This window comes from Lysinibacillus sp. NPDC097214, from assembly GCF_050277945.1.
Taxonomy (GTDB): Bacteria; Bacillota; Bacilli; order Bacillales_A; family Planococcaceae; genus Lysinibacillus; species Lysinibacillus xylanilyticus_B.
In genome coordinates this window covers 409,523-430,303 of record NZ_JBNNSS010000005.1, presented here as the reverse complement: position 1 = coordinate 430,303, position 20,781 = coordinate 409,523, and the positions used below count along the sequence as shown (strand labels likewise).

Genomic DNA, 20,781 nt, shown 5'->3' with positions numbered 1-20,781 from the left:
GTATTTGGACGGTTATTTGGTATACACAAATTTAGTATAACATGATATTTTTATTATTTTTAATGAAAATTATTGACAACTATTAGCTGGTTTTGTGGAATAACGAAAAATATATCGTTTTACTAGGTGGTTAATTTTCTACTTCTTTATTATTGTTCGAGTATTTGTTTATCAACCTCATTCGACTGCTGTTCTTCCATTAATGTCCCCGTTCCTAAAAAATCTTTGAACGTACTAGTTGAGGATATTATTTGGATCATTTTATTTTGAGCATTCCAACTAACTGTTGCACCCAATTGTTCAAAAACTTTAACAGGAATCATTGTCACGCCATTAATCGTCTGAGGACCAGCAGGATAGTTTTTTACAATTCTAAGGCCGTTACTTCGTTCAGTTACTATATTTCCATTTCCAAGTTGCGCCCAAATATAAGTATCTCCCTTTTTCGCAGTTAGCGACTTATCTTTTCCATTCCAAGTAACCTTCGCACCTAATAATTCAAATCCTTCTCGGAAAGGGATGAATGTTGCGCCCTCTTTAATGACAGGAGAATGAGGATATTCTTGGAGCTTTCCATCTATTACAACGGATAAATTTTTTGCCGCTGAGACTTTTTCTGCTGAAAGTCCAAAGACAAGTGATACAAATAATAGTAGACTCATAAAATAATTCATTTTGTTCTTCATCATATTCCCTCTCTCTTCTAATCCAATAAATTATACCACGTATAAATAACAATATATGGGATATTAAAATAGAATTCTTTATTTGATACATCTTCAAAGAACATATCGAGTGTTCTTCAACATAATGGCCCGATTGTTGAACACAAGTTAAACAACGCTATTGAACTAACCTGCCTCTTTAGTAAATAAAATTCAACAAAAAAGCGTAAATCCTTGTTGGATAAACGCCCCTGTTAGTTCAATAAGGAATAGCAGTTTAATGGTATTGAAACCAAACAAACCATCCTTTTTCCTTACTTTTAGCTAAAAATATTTGACCCTGGGCTAAGTCGGCTCCGGGTGCTTTTGGGAAATCTAAACGTACAAGCCAAGAATTTTCAGCAATTTCTTTGCCACAAAAAGTTTTTGCCATTCCAAAATACGCTTCTTCTTCCTTATTACCAACTGTATTGAGAAAAGGTTTGGCAGTTACTACATTCCACTTAGTATACATATCAGGAAAGTCATCTATTCCAATCCCATAAGTTTCTGGTATTAAAGTATTTAACGCTTCTATTACATTTTTTTTATCCTTAAGCGATGTTTTCTCTAAATCACTTAATACAGGACAGTTTTTAGGCTGTGCATAAGTTTCAAATGACACAAAAGTAAATAAAGATATGATTAAAATCAGTGCATAAAGTTTTTTCAAGATAATTCACCTCTTTTCTAATATCTTTGCGAATTAGAAGAGTATTATCCATCCTTCTTCAAGTAACCTACTCCGTTAGTGAAAAAGCGACTGTTCTATTGAAAACAATCGCTTTCAATATAGAACCAATATTCCGATAATATAATATATTAACTTAAATTACTATATATTACCAATTTGTACTTATACATAAAAAAAGGACAGTAGGAATATCATTCCTTACTATCCTTACTCCTATATATAATATATATTTAAGTTATCAAGCCTCTTTCTTCACCTTATAATGCATTTGCACCATTTGCCCATAGCGTTGTGTACTTACTAACTCCAGGTCTTGAAATGGATTATTATCCTTAAACAATGGAATTCCAGAACCTAATAGGTGCGGTGTAACCGTAATAATTAGTTCATCTATTAACTGTTCCTTCATAAAGGGATCGAGAATTCCCGATCCACCAACCATCCAAATTTTAGAGCCTTCCTGTTCCCTTAATTTTTTTGTAAACGCTACAATATCTTCATTTACAAACTCAACATGTTCATTTTGTCCACTTAGTGACGTTGTGAATACATAACATTTCTTATCGAGATATGGGAAAGACTCAATATGATCTACAACGTAATCATACGTTCTTTTGCCCATAATAATAGTATCAATGGATTGATACATATCCGAATAGCCTGCATCCCCTTCGCTCTCTGTTTCTTCTAGCCATTGTAAATCATCATTCTCTTTCGCAATATATCCATCCAAACTAGTCGCTATAAATAAAATGATTTCTCGTGACATAACATCATCTCCTTTAAACTTTTGAAAAACTCCTGAACAAGATCTATAATAAACAAAAAACATGACAACTACTGGCATGATTAAATGAAAAAAGGTGAAAAAATGTCAAAAGCAAAACGTCTATTAGATATCCTTCTGTTTGTGAGTGTAAAAAAGAAATTTACTGCACAGGAAGTTGCGGATGAATTCAACATATCGATTCGCACGGTTCACCGATATATCTTAGATTTAAGTGATATGGGCTTACCTATTTATGCAGAACAAGGACGAAACGGTGGCTATACTGTCCTATCGAGCAGACTTCTTCCGCCTATTTTATTTACAGAAGATGAGGCAGTTTCGATTTTCTTTGCGTTCCAATCACTTCGTTATTACCATGATTTACCTTTTAATACGGAAATAAAATCCGCTTCTCAAAAGCTTTACAGCTCGCTACAAGAAGAAGCTAAGCGGAAAGTAGATAAACTTCAATCCTACATCGCATTTTGGAATCCAAAACGAGCAATTGAAACCCCTTTATTGAAAGCCGTTTTAGAGGCAGCCATTGAAAACAAAAATCTACATATTCACTATGAATCCAAATCAGGTACAACTACCAAACATATTCATCCAATTGGTGTGTATGCTCATGATGGGTTGTGGTATATGCCCGCCTTTGATTTCACAAAACAAAAAATATTACTTTTTCGTGTAGATCGTATTATTTCCATTATCGAAAGCGAAGAAAACAAAGAGGTATTTGTAAATTTGAAGGAGTGGTTTGGTAGCACATATGAACATAAACAACCTATCCGTTTACATTTACGTTTATCAAGAGAAGGTGTACGACAATGCAAAAGCGAACCAAACCTTGAAGATTTGGTCGTGATCAAAGAAGATGGCACCGGCTTTATTGATTCCATTATTGACAAGGGTGAGCTGAATTTTATTAGTCCCCTCTTCTATCGACTTGGCATGCATGCACAAATTGTAGAACCGAAAGAATTAGTCGATATTTTACGACAGCAGGCAAAAGACATTTTATCTATGTATCCTGAAAATGATTAATGTTATATGACGATTTTGTAAGATTGGCGTAACATTCATCGTTACTACTTTATGGATAACTTCCGTATACTTTGTGGTGAGGAGTGAGAAAAATGCAACCAATTGAATTAAACAAACGAATTGATACACTAGACTATTTAAGGGGATTTGCTTTATTAGGAATTATTTTAGTCAATATTCCAGGATTATTGTTGATTAATCTACCAGACACATCTGTAGATGTTGCATATGATAGATTTTTAGCACTTTTTGTCGAAGGCAAGTTTTTCACCATTTTTTCATTTTTATTTGGTGTAGGCTTTTATATTTTCATTTCCCGTGCCATGGCTAAAAATGAAAATGCCTACTTATTATTTATTAGAAGAATTATTATTTTACTGTTAATTGGACTTGTACACTTTTATTTCCAACCTGGAGAAGCATTAACTATCTATGCAATATTCGGGCTAATAGCGTTACCTTTTTACAAAGTTCGTAAAGAAATAAACTTGACTATAGGGCTTGTTTTATTAGCGGTAACCGCTTATTTTGGTTTAAAAATTGTTATGCCGTTCCCTCTAATTTTACTAGGGTTAGCTGCTGGGCAGTATCGAATTTTTGAAAAGATCCATGACCATCGTAAAAGCATACTAATCTTTACAGTTATTATGTTCTTTATTAGCATAGGGGGATTACTGTATCAATGGCATTATGTCCCTGACGCAATGGTGGACTTTGACAATATTACAGAAGATGAATATGCAAAACATGTGATAAACTTTGAACAATTTCCACTAATCGGGCTTCAATTTAGCCCATTTGTATCAGCATTTTATGTAGGATTATTAATGCTTTTACTACAATATCCGATATGTCAAGTTTTGCTTTCACCATTAAAAGACTATGGCCGTATGGCATTAACAAATTATTTAGGGCAAACAGCGCTAATCTTAATAATTGGAAATGCCTTTCACCTTATTAGCAATATTCGTTTCATCCAATCTCTTTGGATTTGTATTGGCATTTACATTTTCCAATTACTTTTCAGTAAGATTTGGTTAAAATTCTTTAAATTTGGTCCATTTGAGTGGTTATGGCGCATGGGTACCTATTGGACAGTACCTTCCTTGCTGAAAACTTCTACTAATTCTAAAAAACACGCCTAAAAAACAGTTATTGATTTAGACAAAGACCTAACAGCAATCTTTTCTTTTTCATAAAATGGTAGTGTACCTAATTTGCTTCCAACTTGCTCATACCTTGGGCAAGAAACACACCCCCATCATTATTAAATCTTTCTTTGGTCACTTTCCGCTTGGGAAAAGTGGCCTTTTTTTCATATCATTTACCCCAAATTTACTTTTTATAAAAAAACCGACAAAATCATAAAGATTTTGTCGGTACTCCGTTTATTTAGCAGCCCAAATATCAATTTCTAATTTAATGTCAGGAAGTCCTAAAGCAGTAATATAAGCTATTGTCATAGATGGATAAGGATTTCCAAACATCGTTTCCCATTGTTGATAGAAGTCATCCCAATCTATTTCTTCTGTTGCCCAAATATTGGCCTTCACCACATTATCTGCGTTAAGACCCTCTGCTTCTAATATTAATTGAATATTTTTTAATGTATTCTTAACCTGCTCGGTTAGTGACGATGGCAATTCACCGCTAGCTCCTACTCCAATCTGTCCAGATAATGCATACATTGTTGCATCCTTAGGAATTATTGTAAGATGGCTGTATTTGCCAACAGGGCTCGGTACTTGGATTGGATTTTTGCGTGTTATTTTAGTATTCATAGGTATTCTCCTTTAGGATTTTATTTTTCTAAAAAAGGGTAGACTCGTCCCTAAAAACTCCATTTTAGAAAAAAACAGCAGTTGAGAATCCGATACCCATACTTAAAAAACGTATTGATCTTTTTTTCATTTGGATTCTCCCCCTTCACCTAAAGTTATTTTCACATTACCATATTTTTCTTTATCTATCAAATCTCTACATTTTTAATTCATTTTCTTTTTGGTAAAAATATTCACCAAACCTACAAAATAGTAAATAACACCTGACACTATAACACTATAAAATAACACAGTGATTGACGTTGGACCCCATACTTTAATAAATTCCCAATTCGATCCCCCAGATAATATTTTCGGGAACATCATGATCAGTGCAAAAATTGTTGCAACACTTAGAGAATGAATAACTAATAATAAAGCCCTTTTCATATTTAAAACTACTATAATTCGTTGTTTTTTAATAACCTTCTTCAAAGATTTTAGCAATTGAATGCTTAAAAACATCCCAAAGCCTACAACAATAACGCATATAAGTGAAACAGTTTTATCCAAATTCTGAAAGTTGTCCGAATGAATAGTATTTACCGTTTTCCCTTCCCATAAATCCATCACACTTTGCCCTATCGCCGTTGTATAGCTCGAGTTCATATTGGATAATACGGCTACTCCTAATTGTTCATCGGGCTGCATGATGAAATAAGATGAAAATGTTGGATTATTACCAGCATGGGATATATATTGTTTATCTTCTTTTCCCATAACTCCCCATCCACTTGCATAGTATGTATCCTTATCAAATGGCTCTACAGATTGATCTGGGATATGCGATTCTTGAATCATTTTATTTTCAATCGAAGAAATTTGGCTATTTCCTAACTGTAGCTTTAACCATTTTGCTATATCATTAGTGTTACTTATTACATATCCTGCAGGTACATTTCCACGGTAAATAGGCGGTGTATATTCCTGCTCTCTCATTAGTCCTATTTTATATCCTGATGCCATTTCATTAGATTTAACTTGATGAAGTCCAACAAATGAATCATTCATAGAGATTGGCTCTAATATTTGCTGTTTGATATACATATCAAAGGATTGTTTTGAAACCTTTTCAATAACAAGTCCCAAAACATCATAATTGACTGTTGCGTATTCAAATGAGCTACCAGGTTGTCTATTTAATGGCTGATCAAGCAATTTTTTCACCGTCAACTCAAGTGCGTTCCGTTCGTTACTTTTAGGTATAGTTGATATTGTGTTCGTAGCTATACCACTTGTATGATATAGTAATTGATTAATCGAAATTGACTGAGGCTCTCCATTATATTCCAACTTCAACCACGGGATATACTTCCTGACATCATCAGAGCGTTTTAGTAACCCTTCCTTTTCCAATTTTAAAATGGCCAGTCCAGTGAATGCTTTAGATGTAGATCCTAGTTCAAATAATGTATTGGCGGTAACTGGTGTTTTTGACTGAACATCGGCGTATCCAAAGCCTTTTTCATAAACCGTTTTCCCCTTCTCTACAATTACTATCGATATCCCTGGAATTTTACTAATCTCCTTTTGCTCTTGAACAAATTGATCAATCTTTTGAGTTTTTTCATTTGCATCTGCGTTTACTATTGTTGGCGTTAAACTATAAAAGGCCACAATGATAACAATTATAAACATATAGATTTTTAATAGTGATTTCATTTTTCATTTCTCCTTTTTGCAATCATCGCTGGGTACAAGGTTATAAATTTTCATAAAAGCATCGATAACTATACCAAGCAATTTGGACCACAACCATCGTTTTACATGACTAAAAACATCACAACATGACAGTTTTGTAACGTACAGTGCTTTTATAATCTATAAACTTGAAATCTTGAATAGACATAAAAAGACCAGATTTCTCATTCTAAAAAATGAGACCTGATCTTTTTTATGATATCCATTAGGAATTAAATTTTTGCTCTAAAAGCTTTTCTCAACTGATGCAATTAATGGTTGTTGATAAGAAAAAACTGTGTTGTTATCGTTTATTTTTAATGACAACCTCAGTTACTGCTAACGATTTTCTTGGTTTAATATTATTCATGATAATATCCGCGATGTCATTAGGATCCATTAATGTTTTCGTTTTTTCCTCAGTAAATATCCCGTCCCAAAATTCTGTTCTCATACCACCCATGTATACAGCACATACATTAATAGCGGTTCCGCTTAATTCTAATGCTAGACTTTCGGTAAATCCTCGGACACCAAATTTACTAGCACAATAAACTGATTCAGTTACTTTTCCTTCTAATCCAGCGGTAGAAACAATATTAACAATTGTTCCTTCATTACGTTCTTTCATACCTTTTAGTACGGCTTGTGTGCAAAAAATTGTTCCTTTTAAGTTAATATCAATCATTTGATGAACTGAATCCTCTCTCAAGTTTTCAGCATCATCAAAATAACCAACACCCGCATTATTAATTAGCAATGGAATGGATCCAAAATCATCTTGTATAGAATGAATTGTTTGAGTAACCATTTGATTTGAAGTAACATCCACCTCATAAATAGAATAGCCATTGGTTAAAGTTTTTGCCGTATTCTCAAGCTTTGATTTTGTTCTACCAAGTAAACAAATGTGATAGCCTAAAGACGAATACTTTTTAGCAAGTGCTGCACCTAAACCACTGCCTGCCCCTGTTATAACAACGATATTTTTACTCATACTGATCATCCTCTCTCGCAGTTTATTATACCAGAAATAACCTCACCTCGCCCTATCGAGAAACCGTAATATGTACTGCTACTCATCTGAGTTACTCATATTACGCCCAATATCTTCAATTCTAACAAAAGCAAAAAATTAAGTAACACTCCTAAAATAGTAAAAGTCATAGCTCATTCAATAGCTAAAGAAGAATGATTTAACTATCAATTTCTAAGAAAATTGATGAATACGTTTAGAGCATTTCTATTGAAGCTGAATACACTGAATATGTAATCTGCAGATTATAAATCTATTATTTTGAAGGAGGTGAATTTTCATTGCCTTTAACTACTGGTCCAATTGAAAATACAGGAAATCAACCAGCTAATGCAGCTAGCGTTCGTGTCAAAATTCTCAATCTAACTGGAGGTTTACTAACTGGAGTAGTAAGAGTTTTTAGACTTAACGGTTCAAGACAATTACTATCAACAACACCATTTGCCGCAAATGCTAACTCTTCTACATTTGTAACGCCAAGTGTAGCGAATTCTGCTCAGTATGAAGTTGAAATCGTTCCTAACCAAACTGGCGGATTATATAGCGTTTACGGTAGAACAGCTTCAGGGGTTCTCATTACTGCCCAAAGGTTTGTGAATTCAGAATTAACACAGATTCTTTAACATTAGTCGTTTAAAGTAATTAAAGGTAAATCAATTAGGGTACATTTGAGAACAAGCTTCTCCTTTGTACCCTAAATTCATTTTGCTCAATAATTAAGTAAAGTCACTCAATTTTTAATGAGTGACTTTTTAATTTAAGGTTCAGTACTGAATTGACGTTTTATAAAATCACTTTCATTTTCTGATAGTTCCCTCCCTAACTTTATTCACCATGGTCCATATATGTCCATCTTTTTGTGTCAACCAACATTATTTTGTCATTTTATGGGTTTTTGAAACATATACTATTATATTTATTAAGCAAAATGCATACTTTCATCGAACACAGAATATAATTCTGGAGGGTGTTAAATGAACACTATTAAATCTTTAATTTTCCCCCAAGACTTGCATAGATTAAGCAAAACTCTACTTAAAGAGATTTGTAATAAAATGACTTTAGACACCAATGGCAATGTAAATGAATTGGCTAGCAGAGTATGGGATGTTTTTGAGCATATTGATGGCGATGTTCTTAAAATAATCAGCGATAATATTTTCTCTGGAGCAGTTTCTTTAGCTTGGTACCAGGCGACAAATAAAACTGATTTAACAGGATTTAAACAAAGTATTATTAAAAAAATGCCATTTAATCCTTTCGAAACAGTAGTTACACCAAATAGCGAAAATGTACCAATTGATCCTACCATTATTGGTGCTGCTGAAATCGAAGGTTCACAACTATATTATTTACGATTTATTCATAGAACAGGTGTCAACGTTGATTACTTTTTAGCTAACCGTAGAGAATACATTAAACACGAAATTACAACTGTTTACATTGATGAAGTTAAGGGAATAATTGAAGTACGAGCAAGTTCAACTGTTGCCAAAAAAATAATTGCTTGGTTAACTAAAATAGTTGATGAACAATACGAATTCAAACAGTATGATTTATTGGATAATTATGGTGGTAATCTTGCGACTTTAGCAGATTCCCTTCAAGGAAGGCTGATTGATGCAACTGGAAGACCAGCAGGATTAGTCAATACATTTGAAGAAACGCAAGGTCAATCCATTGTGAGTATACTTTCTGCAATTGACGAATACTATACTAGTGGTGAATTATCAGTTCTAGAGCAAAATTTAAATTGCGAACATATCACCGGTATTTTAGAAACAACACCTTTTACTTTGTTACTGTTAAGTGGTCTTGAAACGATAGGATTAGGTAGTATTAGAGAACTACGAGGTTTACCCTTATACAATTATTTAGAACCTTATCTTTCCAAACAAAAAGGATCTATACTATTTGAACATAGTGTTGACGGCGTTAAACAAGAATATTCTGTTCGAATCGGTGTCAATACAAAGACATTTAAGTTCAATGTATTTGCGTCTGAACGTGTATTGGATTATATTAGAGAAAAATTGGTTTACCAAATTTATTCTGCGAGGTAAAAGTATTGAGCAATTTAAAGCCATGGGAAATTTCTCAAAAAATAGATAATGCACTTGAGGTAATTGCTATTAGTAAAATTGATAAATTTTACCATAGTTATATTGCAAAAATAACTAACTTACCTCTTGGATTAGTTATTGATCAATTATCTGAATTAGAAAAACAAGAAGCGCTCGTTATAAAATTAGAATTTCAATGTGAGGAATGTAGTAGAAGTATTTTAACTGCTAGTAAATCCGAACTTGAAAATATGGATTTCATTACTTGCAAATATTGTGGTACAGAAAATTGTTTTGATCCTTTAAATGCTATTCCAATCATTGAATTAAGTGAAGATTTCAGACAAAGTTTTTCAAAAAAAAAATTACTAATAAAGAGGAAAATGTCCGGTTAAGTAAACAAAACAAACCAGAGAGTTTAAGAGAAATTATAGATATTTTAGCAAAAGAGAATTCTGATCAAGTATTAGATAAAGTATCAAAACTTGGGAAAGTAACTATTATACTAGGAGATGGTTATATGGGTGAATCTAGTAAATATGGTGGTCTAACTTTTGGAGAAAACAAAGGTAATATAACTATTGAAAACAATGGTACACTCAGTCAAGGGATAGCTAGCCCACCAAGTGACATTATCAATGCTTTAGAACAGCTTCAAGAAGAAATTCAGCACCTAGCAGATGAACAACGAGAAATTGCAGAAGCTCATTTTGAACTCCTTAAAACTCATATTGAAAAAGGAGATAATGAGAAAGCTAAAAAACCATTAGAGAAATTAACTAGTATACTAGGTGTTATTAGTTCTATTGTCTCGATCGCTTCTGCGTTAGGACTTGGAATTCCTTTAAAATAATTTATATCAATTATGCGATGATTTAGGTTAACATCATTTGCGTACTCCTTTTCGATTTCCGTGACATCCGCGGAGGCTTTGGGCCAACGTATGTTGGTTACTCAGTCGTGTGTTGTTGTTGCTTCGCTTTCGCACAGTTAAAACCGTGTTGCTATCGCTTTGCTTTCGCACAGATGAATTGCCACAAGACGTGGCGTTCTTAAACTGAGTTCCTATATTTCAGCGGATGTTAATGAGGTAGTCTCTTACTACTGCTTTTGATGCATCATTAGTAAATTTCATAATATCATTATCCTTTTTTGATTCTTCATTTAATCCTGGTAGAATGTAATGACAACACAGTTCTTAAATCACAATATCAATAATGGTAAAACTTTTTATTATTGTCTTTTAAAGATGCTGTTTGTATATTACGAAGGACTGAAAATCATCCATTTTTTATGCAAAAAAAACAAAAAGACCAATTCTTGCTCATGATATTGAACAAGAATTGGTCTTCTTTATTCTCCTTTACTATCTTTTTCTTCTAAAGTTGTAATGATTCGTTTCAAATTCACGGCGAATTTTGCTGTTGTACTCTATTCATTATGTTTAGTCCTCTTAAAATAGGGAAAAGAAAAAATATAGAACCAGATACAATATTTTGGGGAGGGGTTAATAATGGCGAAACGAAGAACAGGTGTTGTAATTACAGGGTTAGCTTTAATAGCATCTTATTTAAGTAAAAAAGAAAACCGTGATAAAGCATTAAGTATGCTCAATAATGCAAAAGCTAAATTAAGGTCCTTTTTAAATACTGCGGAAATGGACAAAAACATATCAGAGCGGATAACTGCTCAAGCAGCGACACGAGCTGGAACATCTCCAACAAAAATAGCTTCAAACGAAATGGTTGCAGAAGGTGGAGGACATACAGGTATCCACTTTTTCAATGAAGAAATTCAGGGAAAAGAACAATAATAACATAAACCTTTCTATCCACTTTAAAAAACTGGATATTGTCACTAATTAAGTTTTTCAATTATATTAAGTATTAAAAGTCGATTTATACCGAAAATTTTGGTATAAATCGACTTTTTCATTGGCTCCCCCAACACAGATTGTCCTTTTAGCTTTTTATTTAGCTACAAAAAATCTTTTTACTCAAATTTTGCGTAACTTAAAAAAATATCCCCTTCAAAAAGGACATGTAATTGACTAGAATTATATAGTCATTTTTATATGCCCTATTTAAAGAGGATCATTCCATACTAAGTGATCTCCAGTTTATTTATCATTCAAATCATCAGGATAAACAACTTTGTTAATTACATCTCCATTTGCTTCATCTTTAAAAATTACTGTCACTTTAAACTTCTCCGGATCCATTCCATTGAAAAGTTGATAATACATTCCCACTATCGCAAGTCCCATTGATGACATAGCATCAAAACTGCTTTCAAACTGTTCTTTATTTACAGTTAGAGTAAACTCAGTAAAGGATTTATTATAAGTTACATCTTTTATAGAAGTAAAATCATCACTAGTTTTAATTTCTTCTACCGTTTCTATAACACTTTTTTCCAGATCTTTCAACATTTTTTTATGAACTGATTTAGGCATTTTGTATGTTACAGAGCCGTCACTATTTTTAATGACTTCTTTAACCCCTTCTTCTTTCGCTGCAGTAATCGCTGTATCGATGTCCTGCCCTTCCAAAAATGAAGCTGGTATTGTAACTTCAACGTTTAAAAGTCCTTTATCGACTTTTAATGGTGTTTCCTCTGCTGTTTTATCAGCATTATCGGTTTTCTTACCACTATCGCTTTCTTTATCTTGGTTACACGCTACTAACAAAATAACTAGTAGCAATGTTAGTGGTACTAAAAGTAATTTTTTCATTGTTCAAACTCCCTCCTCCATAAATATACATAAACGGCCAGAGATTTACTATATCAATTTTTATTTCTTCCTCTTTCCTTTGCTTTCCACTGATTCATTTAGCTTCTTTCTCAGTCCCATAACAGCTGTGCTTTTTCATGCCTTCGTGGAGTTACATCGTGAAAATGTTTTATGTCATAAAAAAATAAGCATCCAATCGAAAGTTTTTCTGCCCGTATGTTGAGACACAATTTTTTATGACATCCAATACGGGTTTACATAATTTTGGGGATACAAAGAGGGGTACAAGTTATTCTTGTACCCCAGATACCTTGATATATAGCCATTTGGTAGGCTACCTAAATATATTGTGCTCATAAAGGTAATCATACGAAAGATCGACGAACAAGTACTCATGCTCGTTTATAGCAATCGAAAATGTTCTTGTAATTTCCCCTGTCTCGATATCTCGATAAAGCTCTGAAATTTCTCCGCTTTGATCGTTGCGCATTTTAATGATTGTTTGTAGGAAGTATGGACGCCAACTCCAGTTTTTATTGATCGCTCTTGGCTGCAATTCCCACTGTCCATCTATACGCATTACGTTTGGCGATAGTTGGAAACCATCTTCATTACAAATATACACTCGGAACGAATAACTATCCAACAGCTGCGCTAGATGCTCTAGATGTGTGATGTTGTCACTAGAAGGTTTAACACGATGGACTATCGCTTCTAGCTCCTCCCGCAACTTTTTCAACTCAAAATATTGCGCCTCTAGAATTTTCTTTTCAGAGGTAATAAATTGCTGGCACTCCTCTTTAAAACGCTCCTTTAAAATATCCTTCTCTACAAATGTCAATGCGGAATTTGCTAAGTATCGGCCCTGATAATATCGGCCTCCATTCTTCCAGGCAAATTGTAATTGATAAACAGTTTCGATTCCTTCAAATAAAAGATTTGCGCCAATTTTATAAGCGAGGCTACCTATTGCTGATATCATATCTGATTGTGCAGACCAAGAATCATAATTTAAGTCACGAATATTGACCTTTAAGATTTGTGGTGATAATAGAGCAATATGCTCTAAATGACTCTCCGCTCCTACTTCCTGAATAGCAATTTTGACACCAAAAGTCGTAAAGTAACGTACTGCATGGTGCAACTTATGAATGTCACCTAAAAAACGATGCTCAGAAACAACTAATACAATACGATGTAAATCCTCTTCACTAATATATTGTTGAATAATATTAAAATGACTTTCACCGAAATCCTGCATTAGTAAGTTCGGGTTACTTGGAATATAAATATCAATATCCTGTCCGATTTCTTCTACTTTGGCTAACGCAGCGTGTAAAATTTTATGTTCCATATCGATTCGATATTCTTCTGGGATATCTTCGTTATTCACAAAGTCTTTTAAATTAATTTGTTGACCTTCAATTTGTAACTGTCCGGAAATTTCGTAGGCAATCACCGTATGCGCATCCGCGCTAAATATTGGTTGAAAATACCCATGTATTTGATCTAAATTTGTTAACACTTCAATTGCATCCATTGTCGAAACCTCCATACATGATGTTATCCAAGAATAACATTACATTCACAGCTCATTTCATGAAAAAAAGCTCTCTGACTGTATAATAATTTGTTTAAAGTAAATTGGCAACTTCGCATGACGTTATTTTATGGAATAAATTGTCCTGAAATTTAACAAATCCCCACCAAAATGATGTATTAATAAAACGAATTAGCGTTTTAAAAATTTTTTTACACGCTTTCTGCTCATCACTTCTTACAATAAAGGTCACAAGAAGTACCATTACTTGACGAAAAATATTTCTTTTTCATACTACATTCGTACACGAAACATATGCTTAGGTTTATGTGCGTTTTTCTGACAATTCATCATTCATAACGACTTTCTCATAAAATAGGTTGCTTAAGTACATAAATTTTTATTTAGGGCCACTCTAACACATGGATTCGCCTTCTTCATGTAGTACTGTGCAAAATCCCCTTAGAATTTCTTCCTATTATAACTTATGCAACTACCGGAAGTGAAAGCCGTGATAACTAGAGGATTTCATCCTATTTCCTAACATTATTCAGCCGTTCACCTATTTATTTTTTGTGCTGATGCATTCTCTACTAATTAGATTAATTAATCCTCGGCATAATTGCATGAAAGAAGTTAAAGAGCAGTATTCCAACGTATGGATTATACCCTACGAGAATACTGCTCATAACTATTCTGACATAAAGAAATACCAAATAATCGCCATCGTAATTAATGATAAGATGACTGCAAATGTTACACGAAGTGGTGAAATCGGGGCATCTCCACCTACTTGACCTGTCTGTCCATTCACCATGAATCGATAAACCTTTTCTTTGTAGCGGAATGAAGAAAGCCAAATTGGTAACATTAGATATTTATATGTAATATCATCATGTGTTGTTGAGAAATGTACGCCAGATACAACATCCGCATGATGTTCCCAACGTATTTTTGAAGTAATTTGTGCCTCCAGATGATCCGAAATTTCTCTCTTCGCTTGACTCCATCCGTCCTGTAAACCAATACTGTAGCGCTCTGATAAAAAGCCTGATACATATTCTGGTTTATAGGCTTTATTATTGAGTAAATTAAAGGGTTCTATTTTTCGCATCATATTTCGATCATAACGGGCTGTCGCACTTATTAAATGATCATCAATAAATTCCTGATAAAAACCACTTGTGGAATACCAATCCGTTTCAGTTCGGGTATTCCCCTCTTTATCTGTAACTGTTCGATGTCTACCGTATCTTGCGGAATACCTGGAGCTAGTTTTAGTATCGAAAGTCCAATATGGAAGATAAACCCCTTTAAATGAATCAGGCTTTGCACTATCTTTTGCTGCTCTCGGTGTAAACCATTTTCCCTTAATCCATCTTTGGAAGTTCTCTCCTGCTTGCTTATCTGTTATTTCAAACGCGCATACCCCGTTCGGTGCCAGTGTATTTTTAGCACTTGCCTCCATAACCTGATTAGAACCACAATATGGGCAACTATCGGCTACCTGTAACGCATCATATATAGTTTCTGCCGCACAGGATTTACAAATAATTGTTTTTTTCTCTACACCCCAGTTAAAATTCCCACGTTCTTCAGCCTTTGCAAAATCCATTTCCTGGGCAACTTTTTCCTCTCGCTTCTCCGGGGCTGCAATTTCAGTCTCATAGCCACAATATGGACATGTAAGCTTTCCAGTTGCGGGATTAAATTCAATAGATGCACTGCATGATGGACACTCAGCGTCAAAATCAAGCTTTACTTGTTTAAAATTTTCAGCATCTTGCGTTGGCATCATTAGTCATCCCCTTACTTAACATCATTCTCATCAAAGACATCGCCACACTCCGAACAGAACTTTGGTGGATTCGCTGGATCTTCTGGTTGCCATCCACATTTATCGCAAACGTATTGTAATGCTCCTGAAGGTTTTTTAGCACCGCATTCGCTACAGAATTTGCCTTTGTTGACAGCACTACATGTACAAGTCCATCCTTCTTCTGCAGGTTTTGGTGTCCCACAATTAGAGCAGAATTTACCAGTGTTTTCGTTGCCACATGCACATTTCCATGCATCTGAGTTCGTCGCTGCTTGTTGTTGCTGGGCTGCTACCTGTTTATTTTGCTCATTCATTTGGTAAAGCTGTCCTGCATTAACACCGCCTGCTTGAGCTGCCATGTTCATGCCCATAAATCCTGCCATTGCTCCTCCATCATTTTTGGATGCTGCAATCATTGCTTCTGCCTGAGCACCCGTTAAATGAGCCGCAGCCATACCTGGATCACGCATCACTGCATTTCGTTGTAGTTGTTTAATCATTGCTTCATCTTCTTCAGATGCTTTTAAAGAACTGATGCCAAAGGAGACAACTGCTAAACCACGAGTTGCTAGCCATTTCTCTGATAACACTTTATTAAGGGCATCTGCTAGAGCAACGGTATGTGCCGGAATTTCGCTATAGCGAACCCCACTTGCTGAAATATGCGCGAAAGCCGGCTGTAACGCAGTCATCAGTTCCGTTTTTAATTGGCTATCGATAACATCTCTTGTAAATTCACGCTCTACGTTTCCGCAAACATTCGTATAGAATAATAATGGATCCACAATTTTATATGAATATTCCCCATGACAACGAATAGCAATATCAATATCTAGGCCGATATTACGGTCGATAACACGGAAAGGAATCGGTGCTGGTGTCCCATATTTATTACCTACGATTTCTTTTTTATTAAAATAGTACACTCGCTGATCCTTTGCAGGTTCTCCTCCAAAAGTGAAGCGTTTACCAATCTGCTTGAATGTTTCCATAATACCTTCAGACAAATCACTGCCATACATAATCGAAGGCTCTGTTGATGTATCATAAACATACTCCCCAGACTCCGCAGAAAACTCCACTACTTTCCCTTGCTCGACAATCATCATACATTGCCCTTCATTAATAGCAATAATAGAGCCATTACTTATAATATTGTCATTACCTTTATTTGACCCTCGTTTAGAAGTACGTTTAACACCCTTTACCACAAGAATATCCGCTGAGAGTGATTCACAATAGAAATATTCACGCCATTGATCTTCTAGAACACCTGCTAATGCGCCAACTCCTGCTTTTAATAAACCCATATTTATTCCCACCTTCAACTTATATACTTAACATTTATTTTACCATATCAATTATGCCTATACATCATTGCGTCTGCAGGCTTTAGGCCCACACGACGTTGGTCACTCAGGCGTTTTCACAGACGTGAAGTTCTTAACCTGAGATCTCTATTTCAGCGAATGTTTAAGCAACCATTGAAATAAGCTAAAATGCTAAAATAATCTAATCATTATGTAGTACGCACAAATAGAACAATTTGTTTCATTTTTTTACTTCTTTATAAAAAAAGGAGATAGCTCCATAGGAACTACCTCGCTCGTATTTATAGTGGATCAAAGTATTTCTTAAGAAAAAGCGGCAATAGCCACAAGCACCCAGGCAATGATAAACAACATCCCACCGATTGGGGTAATCGCTCCAAGCTTTTTCACACCTGTAACAGCTAATACATATAAACTACCTGAGAAAAACACAATACCTGCAAACATTAAATAACCTGCCCAAGAAAGCATACTAGAAGTGCCTAAAATGGCGTCACTTGATAAAATACCAAGCCCCAGCAAACCTAATGAATGGTACATATGATATTGCACTGCAGTTTCCCAAATGGCTGCGTAATGTGGTGACGCAAATTTATCTTTTAGTGCATGTGCTCCAAAAGCACCTAGCACAACACCTAGACAAGCCATAATTGCACCGATTGCCAATAAAAGTTCCATGTTTTTTTCTCCTATTTCGTCTCGCGTGCGATTTCTTTGTATTTCGCATCCCATGCCGGATCAATTTTACTTAAGGATACCGGACGTAACGTATCTTTTTGCGCTAGAATATGTACGGACTGAGCAGTCGCTGCAATCGTGCCGTCTTCATGTAAAATTTCATAGCCATATGTTGTACGTAAGCGATCGTGTTTTTCCACCCATGTACGGACCGTTGCCACTTGGCCATAATGCATAGCAGCCTTATAAGAAATGGATAAATCCATCACTGGCGATACATAACCATCTCTTTCTAACTCCGCATACTCAAAGCCTGCATCATTGACTAACTGTGAACGACCTATTTCCATCCAAATGATGTAGTTCGCATGATACACTACGCCCATTTGGTCAGTTTCAGCATATCGAATTTCAATTTGTTTTTCACTTACAAACATTTTCTTCACCTCGTCCTACATTATAGCGTAAAAATATTGATTTGGCGGGGTTTTTGCATTTTTGATTTTTGTGCGGTGAAAATTAATGGCTCGAACAAGTGTGATGATTACTTAAAAACAAATTTATTATATATTTATTTTTATTCCATATAAACTCGTATAAATACATTAATCATGAGTGCTATTAAATCCAAAATACAGACAAAAATAAAAATCCCATGCATTCTAACATGCATTTCACCACTTTTTATGCAAAATAAAAAAGCCACCTAAATAGGTGACTTGGACAATCTATTCCTTATTCCATCTAGACTTACATTTTTTAGTAAACTATTATTAAAATGAGGTGATACTTTGTCAGGCATTTTTAAATTTACAAAATACATTCTTATGTTTATTTCTGCAATTCAGTTAACAAGGTTCAGTCCAGAATATTTAGAACCAATACTTCTGTATGAGTATCTAGTATTTATAGTGTTTTGTTTTTCACTTGGTATATTGGAAGATTTTTTCAAGCCTAGTAAAAAAACAAATATTTTAGTACGTGTAGCCATTATCATTTGTTCTCTTGTTTTATTGATTACATCAGTCTCTCTCAAATCAACTGCTACAATTATTTTTTCAATAGTAATGTTTATTGCAATCAGTTTCTCAGTATTTTTAGAAATTAAGCAAAAGGATTAATCACCTTTTGCTTTTTACCTCTCTCCACTAAATTGTTTTCTCCACTCTTCGTAACTCATAAGCGGCACAACGTTTTTAGCCTTTTATATTAATTAAGATACCTAATCTCTTTAAAAATATGGGCCGGCCGTGTATGTCTCGCTCCGAACAAGTTTATGAGGCGCAGGTCGGTCGTCGGTCGGTCTTTCCCTAATATTTAGGATTTTATAAATACCAAGGGAGGAAAACCTTACCGCACCGACCTACCTCCGAGTTTACAATACAAATTTTCTATCACAAACTATCGTGCATGTTTTACATTTGTTACATCTGTTACATTTGTTATACCAACGCATTCACCTTATTCACATTTTCAAATTCTTTATACATGTCCTGTAGTGTTTTTTTGACAAAAGATAAAATGATCAATAGGGTTCCAAACGTGTAGTTCATCAGCATAATATCCACGAAGCCACAAAACTCCGTTAATTCGTCTAAGATAGAAGCCTTTCGGGAACTCATCATCTTCAGTTAGTATCTCCGATGCTATTGTGATGGAACCTGATGGAGCTTGTTGTTGCTGTAAAGTATCTCCTGAATAAGCTTCAAGCTGATCCAGGTACTCTAGTCTTAGGTGTGGTCCCAACTCAAGCGGGCACAATTCCAAACCAAGTTCCCCAGCTCTTTTAAAGATTCGAGCCGTATTAGCTCCTTCAGGAAAGCCAAGGTCTCCAACAGTTAGTTCAACGGTCTGTAGACTGTACATTGTATCTGAAGTTATAAATTTATCATCAGTAAATAGCCTCTCTCCATACTCATTCATCAAGATAGAGTATTGTTGCAATTTCAGGATAAGCTGCGATTTAGTAAGTCCGCCAACTTCCACAGTTCTGCTAATAAATGGACAATGAGGATATATTTCATCATTTTCGAAACGCAATCGTAGTCACTCCTATCAAATTTTGTACATAAGAAATATTCTACAATCACCTATAAATTTCCTTGGTCAAAAAAAGAAAACAGCCTAAAAAGAAGCAGCCTTTCGGCTACTTCATCGTCTGACTCAAAATATTATTTCTCACTCTAAATATCGTTGTACTAGAAAGTTTCATGTGCTTCCCAATAGCTTTCATACTATTGCCGTTAAGGAGCCTATGAAGCACCTCAATTTCTCTATCCCCGTGTACTAACGGAATCCGTTTTTGTATCTCTGCAATCTTTTGCTCGTATTCCTTAATTCGATAATTTAACGAATATACACGACGTTGTACTTCTTTAAACACCGGATCACACGTCCCTCTACTTGCCTTTGGTAGTGTTGCCTCAATCCAATACATAGCAGTTTTTACACCGATGTAGCTGTTGTTACCTACTTTCGCTACTGACTGCCTTGCTTCTTTGATTGTTTCAATCATCAAGCTCAATTTCGGGTTCACCGATGATTTTGACTATTTGTAAGAATTGTGGAGAAGTAGCTTCAATGAAAGTTAAGAAACTAGATAAATTCAAATAGCATCTTATAGTTATACTTTGGGTTACTTCCAGCAGAGTGACTCTTTTAATATTTTCTTTTCTCAAATGGCACAGTAATTAAAATAATCAAAGTTGTGAAAATTACCCAATTACGTTTTTATTCTTGCAAGTTAATCCGGATTTTAATGGAGGTGCCTCAATGTCTATAGGTATAATTTTCGCTCTAAAGTCAATAAGTTGGAAAACGGTCGAAGAACTTGAAAGAAACAAGTAATTATTTGAATACATAATGC

22 protein-coding genes are annotated in these 20,781 nt (G+C 34.7%); 8 read left to right on the top strand and 14 right to left on the bottom strand.

Annotation, left to right across the window (positions count from 1 at the left end; all coding sequences use genetic code 11):
• Nucleotides 1–149: 149 nt before the first annotated feature.
• From ACQKMI_RS14755 to ACQKMI_RS14745, 3 genes are all read right to left on the bottom strand, one after another.
• The gene (locus tag ACQKMI_RS14755; RefSeq protein ID WP_427490097.1) at nt 150–686 is read right to left on the bottom strand and encodes a copper amine oxidase N-terminal domain-containing protein; all 537 of its coding nucleotides are present in this window, start codon (nt 684–686) and stop codon (nt 150–152) included.
• 256 nt (nt 687–942) lie between these two features.
• Entirely contained in the window at nt 943–1,377 is a 435-nt protein-coding gene (locus ACQKMI_RS14750) for a hypothetical protein (protein WP_427490095.1), read from the bottom strand.
• Between the two features lie 259 nt (nt 1,378–1,636).
• A complete protein-coding gene (locus ACQKMI_RS14745) occupies nt 1,637–2,167 on the bottom strand; it encodes a dihydrofolate reductase family protein (RefSeq protein ID WP_427490093.1) in 531 nt (176 codons plus the stop codon).
• A 102-nt stretch (nt 2,168–2,269) separates the two neighbouring features.
• Between ACQKMI_RS14745 and ACQKMI_RS14740 the strand changes: the two genes are divergently transcribed.
• Nucleotides 2,270–3,214: a helix-turn-helix transcriptional regulator gene (locus tag ACQKMI_RS14740; RefSeq protein WP_427490091.1), complete on the top strand. Its 945-nt coding sequence runs from the start codon at nt 2,270–2,272 to the stop codon at nt 3,212–3,214.
• A gap of 92 nt (nt 3,215–3,306) precedes the next feature.
• Entirely contained in the window at nt 3,307–4,359 is a 1,053-nt protein-coding gene (locus tag ACQKMI_RS14735; protein ID WP_427490089.1) for a DUF418 domain-containing protein, read from the top strand.
• Between the two features lie 243 nt (nt 4,360–4,602).
• Here ACQKMI_RS14735 and ACQKMI_RS14730 read toward each other — a convergent pair whose 3' ends face one another.
• The 3 genes from ACQKMI_RS14730 to ACQKMI_RS14720 form a co-directional block, all read right to left on the bottom strand.
• A complete protein-coding gene (locus tag ACQKMI_RS14730) occupies nt 4,603–4,995 on the bottom strand; it encodes a RidA family protein (RefSeq protein ID WP_427490087.1) in 393 nt (130 codons plus the stop codon).
• A 204-nt stretch (nt 4,996–5,199) separates the two neighbouring features.
• Nucleotides 5,200–6,696 carry a serine hydrolase domain-containing protein gene (locus ACQKMI_RS14725; RefSeq protein WP_427490085.1) on the bottom strand — a complete coding sequence of 499 codons (1,497 nt, stop codon included), beginning with the start codon at nt 6,694–6,696 and terminating at the stop codon, nt 5,200–5,202.
• Nucleotides 6,697–7,018: 322 nt separating this feature from the next.
• Nucleotides 7,019–7,711 carry an SDR family oxidoreductase gene (locus tag ACQKMI_RS14720; RefSeq protein ID WP_427490083.1) on the bottom strand — a complete coding sequence of 231 codons (693 nt, stop codon included), beginning with the start codon at nt 7,709–7,711 and terminating at the stop codon, nt 7,019–7,021.
• A 320-nt stretch (nt 7,712–8,031) separates the two neighbouring features.
• On the opposite strand from ACQKMI_RS14720, the gene ACQKMI_RS14715 reads away from it, so the two are divergent.
• The 5 genes from ACQKMI_RS14715 to ACQKMI_RS14695 all read left to right on the top strand — a co-directional run bounded on the left by ACQKMI_RS14715 (nt 8,032) and on the right by ACQKMI_RS14695 (nt 11,626).
• Nucleotides 8,032–8,373, top strand: a complete 342-nt coding sequence (locus tag ACQKMI_RS14715) for an ATPase (RefSeq protein ID WP_427490082.1) — start codon at nt 8,032–8,034, stop codon at nt 8,371–8,373.
• Nucleotides 8,374–8,724: 351 nt separating this feature from the next.
• Nucleotides 8,725–9,813 (top strand): hypothetical protein, encoded by a 1,089-nt coding sequence (locus ACQKMI_RS14710; protein WP_427490080.1) that lies wholly within the window; start codon nt 8,725–8,727, stop codon nt 9,811–9,813.
• A gap of 5 nt (nt 9,814–9,818) precedes the next feature.
• Nucleotides 9,819–10,208, top strand: coding sequence for a hypothetical protein (locus tag ACQKMI_RS14705; protein WP_427415435.1), 390 nt, complete (start codon nt 9,819–9,821; stop codon nt 10,206–10,208).
• 125 nt (nt 10,209–10,333) lie between these two features.
• The gene (locus ACQKMI_RS14700; protein ID WP_427490078.1) at nt 10,334–10,666 is read left to right on the top strand and encodes a hypothetical protein; all 333 of its coding nucleotides are present in this window, start codon (nt 10,334–10,336) and stop codon (nt 10,664–10,666) included.
• A 660-nt stretch (nt 10,667–11,326) separates the two neighbouring features.
• Nucleotides 11,327–11,626, top strand: coding sequence for a hypothetical protein (locus tag ACQKMI_RS14695; protein WP_427490076.1), 300 nt, complete (start codon nt 11,327–11,329; stop codon nt 11,624–11,626).
• A gap of 306 nt (nt 11,627–11,932) precedes the next feature.
• Here the strand turns inward: ACQKMI_RS14695 and ACQKMI_RS14690 are convergent, their stop codons facing one another.
• From ACQKMI_RS14690 to ACQKMI_RS14665, 6 genes are all read right to left on the bottom strand, one after another.
• The gene (locus ACQKMI_RS14690) at nt 11,933–12,547 is read right to left on the bottom strand and encodes a hypothetical protein (RefSeq protein WP_427490074.1); all 615 of its coding nucleotides are present in this window, start codon (nt 12,545–12,547) and stop codon (nt 11,933–11,935) included.
• Nucleotides 12,548–12,881: 334 nt separating this feature from the next.
• Nucleotides 12,882–14,087, bottom strand: coding sequence for an EAL-associated domain-containing protein (locus tag ACQKMI_RS14685; protein ID WP_427490072.1), 1,206 nt, complete (start codon nt 14,085–14,087; stop codon nt 12,882–12,884).
• 691 nt (nt 14,088–14,778) lie between these two features.
• On the bottom strand, nt 14,779–15,885 hold the full coding sequence (locus ACQKMI_RS14680; protein ID WP_427490070.1) for a hypothetical protein: 1,107 nt from the start codon (nt 15,883–15,885) through the stop codon (nt 14,779–14,781).
• A gap of 11 nt (nt 15,886–15,896) precedes the next feature.
• Nucleotides 15,897–17,216 carry an SPFH domain-containing protein gene (locus tag ACQKMI_RS14675; protein ID WP_427490068.1) on the bottom strand — a complete coding sequence of 440 codons (1,320 nt, stop codon included), beginning with the start codon at nt 17,214–17,216 and terminating at the stop codon, nt 15,897–15,899.
• A 324-nt stretch (nt 17,217–17,540) separates the two neighbouring features.
• Nucleotides 17,541–17,915 (bottom strand): DUF423 domain-containing protein, encoded by a 375-nt coding sequence (locus ACQKMI_RS14670; protein ID WP_427490066.1) that lies wholly within the window; start codon nt 17,913–17,915, stop codon nt 17,541–17,543.
• Between the two features lie 11 nt (nt 17,916–17,926).
• Nucleotides 17,927–18,352 carry an acyl-CoA thioesterase gene (locus tag ACQKMI_RS14665; protein WP_427490064.1) on the bottom strand — a complete coding sequence of 142 codons (426 nt, stop codon included), beginning with the start codon at nt 18,350–18,352 and terminating at the stop codon, nt 17,927–17,929.
• Nucleotides 18,353–18,706: 354 nt separating this feature from the next.
• Between ACQKMI_RS14665 and ACQKMI_RS14660 the strand changes: the two genes are divergently transcribed.
• Nucleotides 18,707–19,036, top strand: a complete 330-nt coding sequence (locus tag ACQKMI_RS14660; protein ID WP_427490062.1) for a hypothetical protein — start codon at nt 18,707–18,709, stop codon at nt 19,034–19,036.
• Between the two features lie 361 nt (nt 19,037–19,397).
• On the opposite strand, the gene ACQKMI_RS14655 is transcribed toward ACQKMI_RS14660, so the two are convergent.
• Nucleotides 19,398–19,955, bottom strand: a complete 558-nt coding sequence (locus ACQKMI_RS14655; protein ID WP_427490060.1) for a helicase — start codon at nt 19,953–19,955, stop codon at nt 19,398–19,400.
• A gap of 106 nt (nt 19,956–20,061) precedes the next feature.
• Nucleotides 20,062–20,430 carry a LuxR C-terminal-related transcriptional regulator gene (locus tag ACQKMI_RS14650; RefSeq protein WP_427490133.1) on the bottom strand — a complete coding sequence of 123 codons (369 nt, stop codon included), beginning with the start codon at nt 20,428–20,430 and terminating at the stop codon, nt 20,062–20,064.
• Nucleotides 20,431–20,781: the final 351 nt, after the last annotated feature.

Coding starts and splice junctions, on each gene's coding strand:
- ACQKMI_RS14745 (WP_427490093.1), bottom strand. CDS start 2,167: ATGTCACGAGAAATCATTTTATTTATAGCGACTAGTTTGGATGGATAT.
- ACQKMI_RS14720 (WP_427490083.1), bottom strand. CDS start 7,711: ATGAGTAAAAATATCGTTGTTATAACAGGGGCAGGCAGTGGTTTAGGT.
- ACQKMI_RS14710 (WP_427490080.1), top strand. CDS start 8,725: ATGAACACTATTAAATCTTTAATTTTCCCCCAAGACTTGCATAGATTA.
- ACQKMI_RS14730 (WP_427490087.1), bottom strand. CDS start 4,995: ATGAATACTAAAATAACACGCAAAAATCCAATCCAAGTACCGAGCCCT.
- ACQKMI_RS14650 (WP_427490133.1), bottom strand. CDS start 20,430: ATGATTGAAACAATCAAAGAAGCAAGGCAGTCAGTAGCGAAAGTAGGT.
- ACQKMI_RS14735 (WP_427490089.1), top strand. CDS start 3,307: ATGCAACCAATTGAATTAAACAAACGAATTGATACACTAGACTATTTA.
- ACQKMI_RS14740 (WP_427490091.1), top strand. CDS start 2,270: ATGTCAAAAGCAAAACGTCTATTAGATATCCTTCTGTTTGTGAGTGTA.
- ACQKMI_RS14680 (WP_427490070.1), bottom strand. CDS start 15,885: ATGATGCCAACGCAAGATGCTGAAAATTTTAAACAAGTAAAGCTTGAT.
- ACQKMI_RS14685 (WP_427490072.1), bottom strand. CDS start 14,087: ATGGATGCAATTGAAGTGTTAACAAATTTAGATCAAATACATGGGTAT.
- ACQKMI_RS14700 (WP_427490078.1), top strand. CDS start 10,334: ATGGGTGAATCTAGTAAATATGGTGGTCTAACTTTTGGAGAAAACAAA.
- ACQKMI_RS14675 (WP_427490068.1), bottom strand. CDS start 17,216: ATGGGTTTATTAAAAGCAGGAGTTGGCGCATTAGCAGGTGTTCTAGAA.
- ACQKMI_RS14755 (WP_427490097.1), bottom strand. CDS start 686: ATGAAGAACAAAATGAATTATTTTATGAGTCTACTATTATTTGTATCA.
- ACQKMI_RS14725 (WP_427490085.1), bottom strand. CDS start 6,696: ATGAAATCACTATTAAAAATCTATATGTTTATAATTGTTATCATTGTG.
- ACQKMI_RS14670 (WP_427490066.1), bottom strand. CDS start 17,915: ATGGAACTTTTATTGGCAATCGGTGCAATTATGGCTTGTCTAGGTGTT.
- ACQKMI_RS14665 (WP_427490064.1), bottom strand. CDS start 18,352: ATGTTTGTAAGTGAAAAACAAATTGAAATTCGATATGCTGAAACTGAC.
- ACQKMI_RS14695 (WP_427490076.1), top strand. CDS start 11,327: ATGGCGAAACGAAGAACAGGTGTTGTAATTACAGGGTTAGCTTTAATA.
- ACQKMI_RS14690 (WP_427490074.1), bottom strand. CDS start 12,547: ATGAAAAAATTACTTTTAGTACCACTAACATTGCTACTAGTTATTTTG.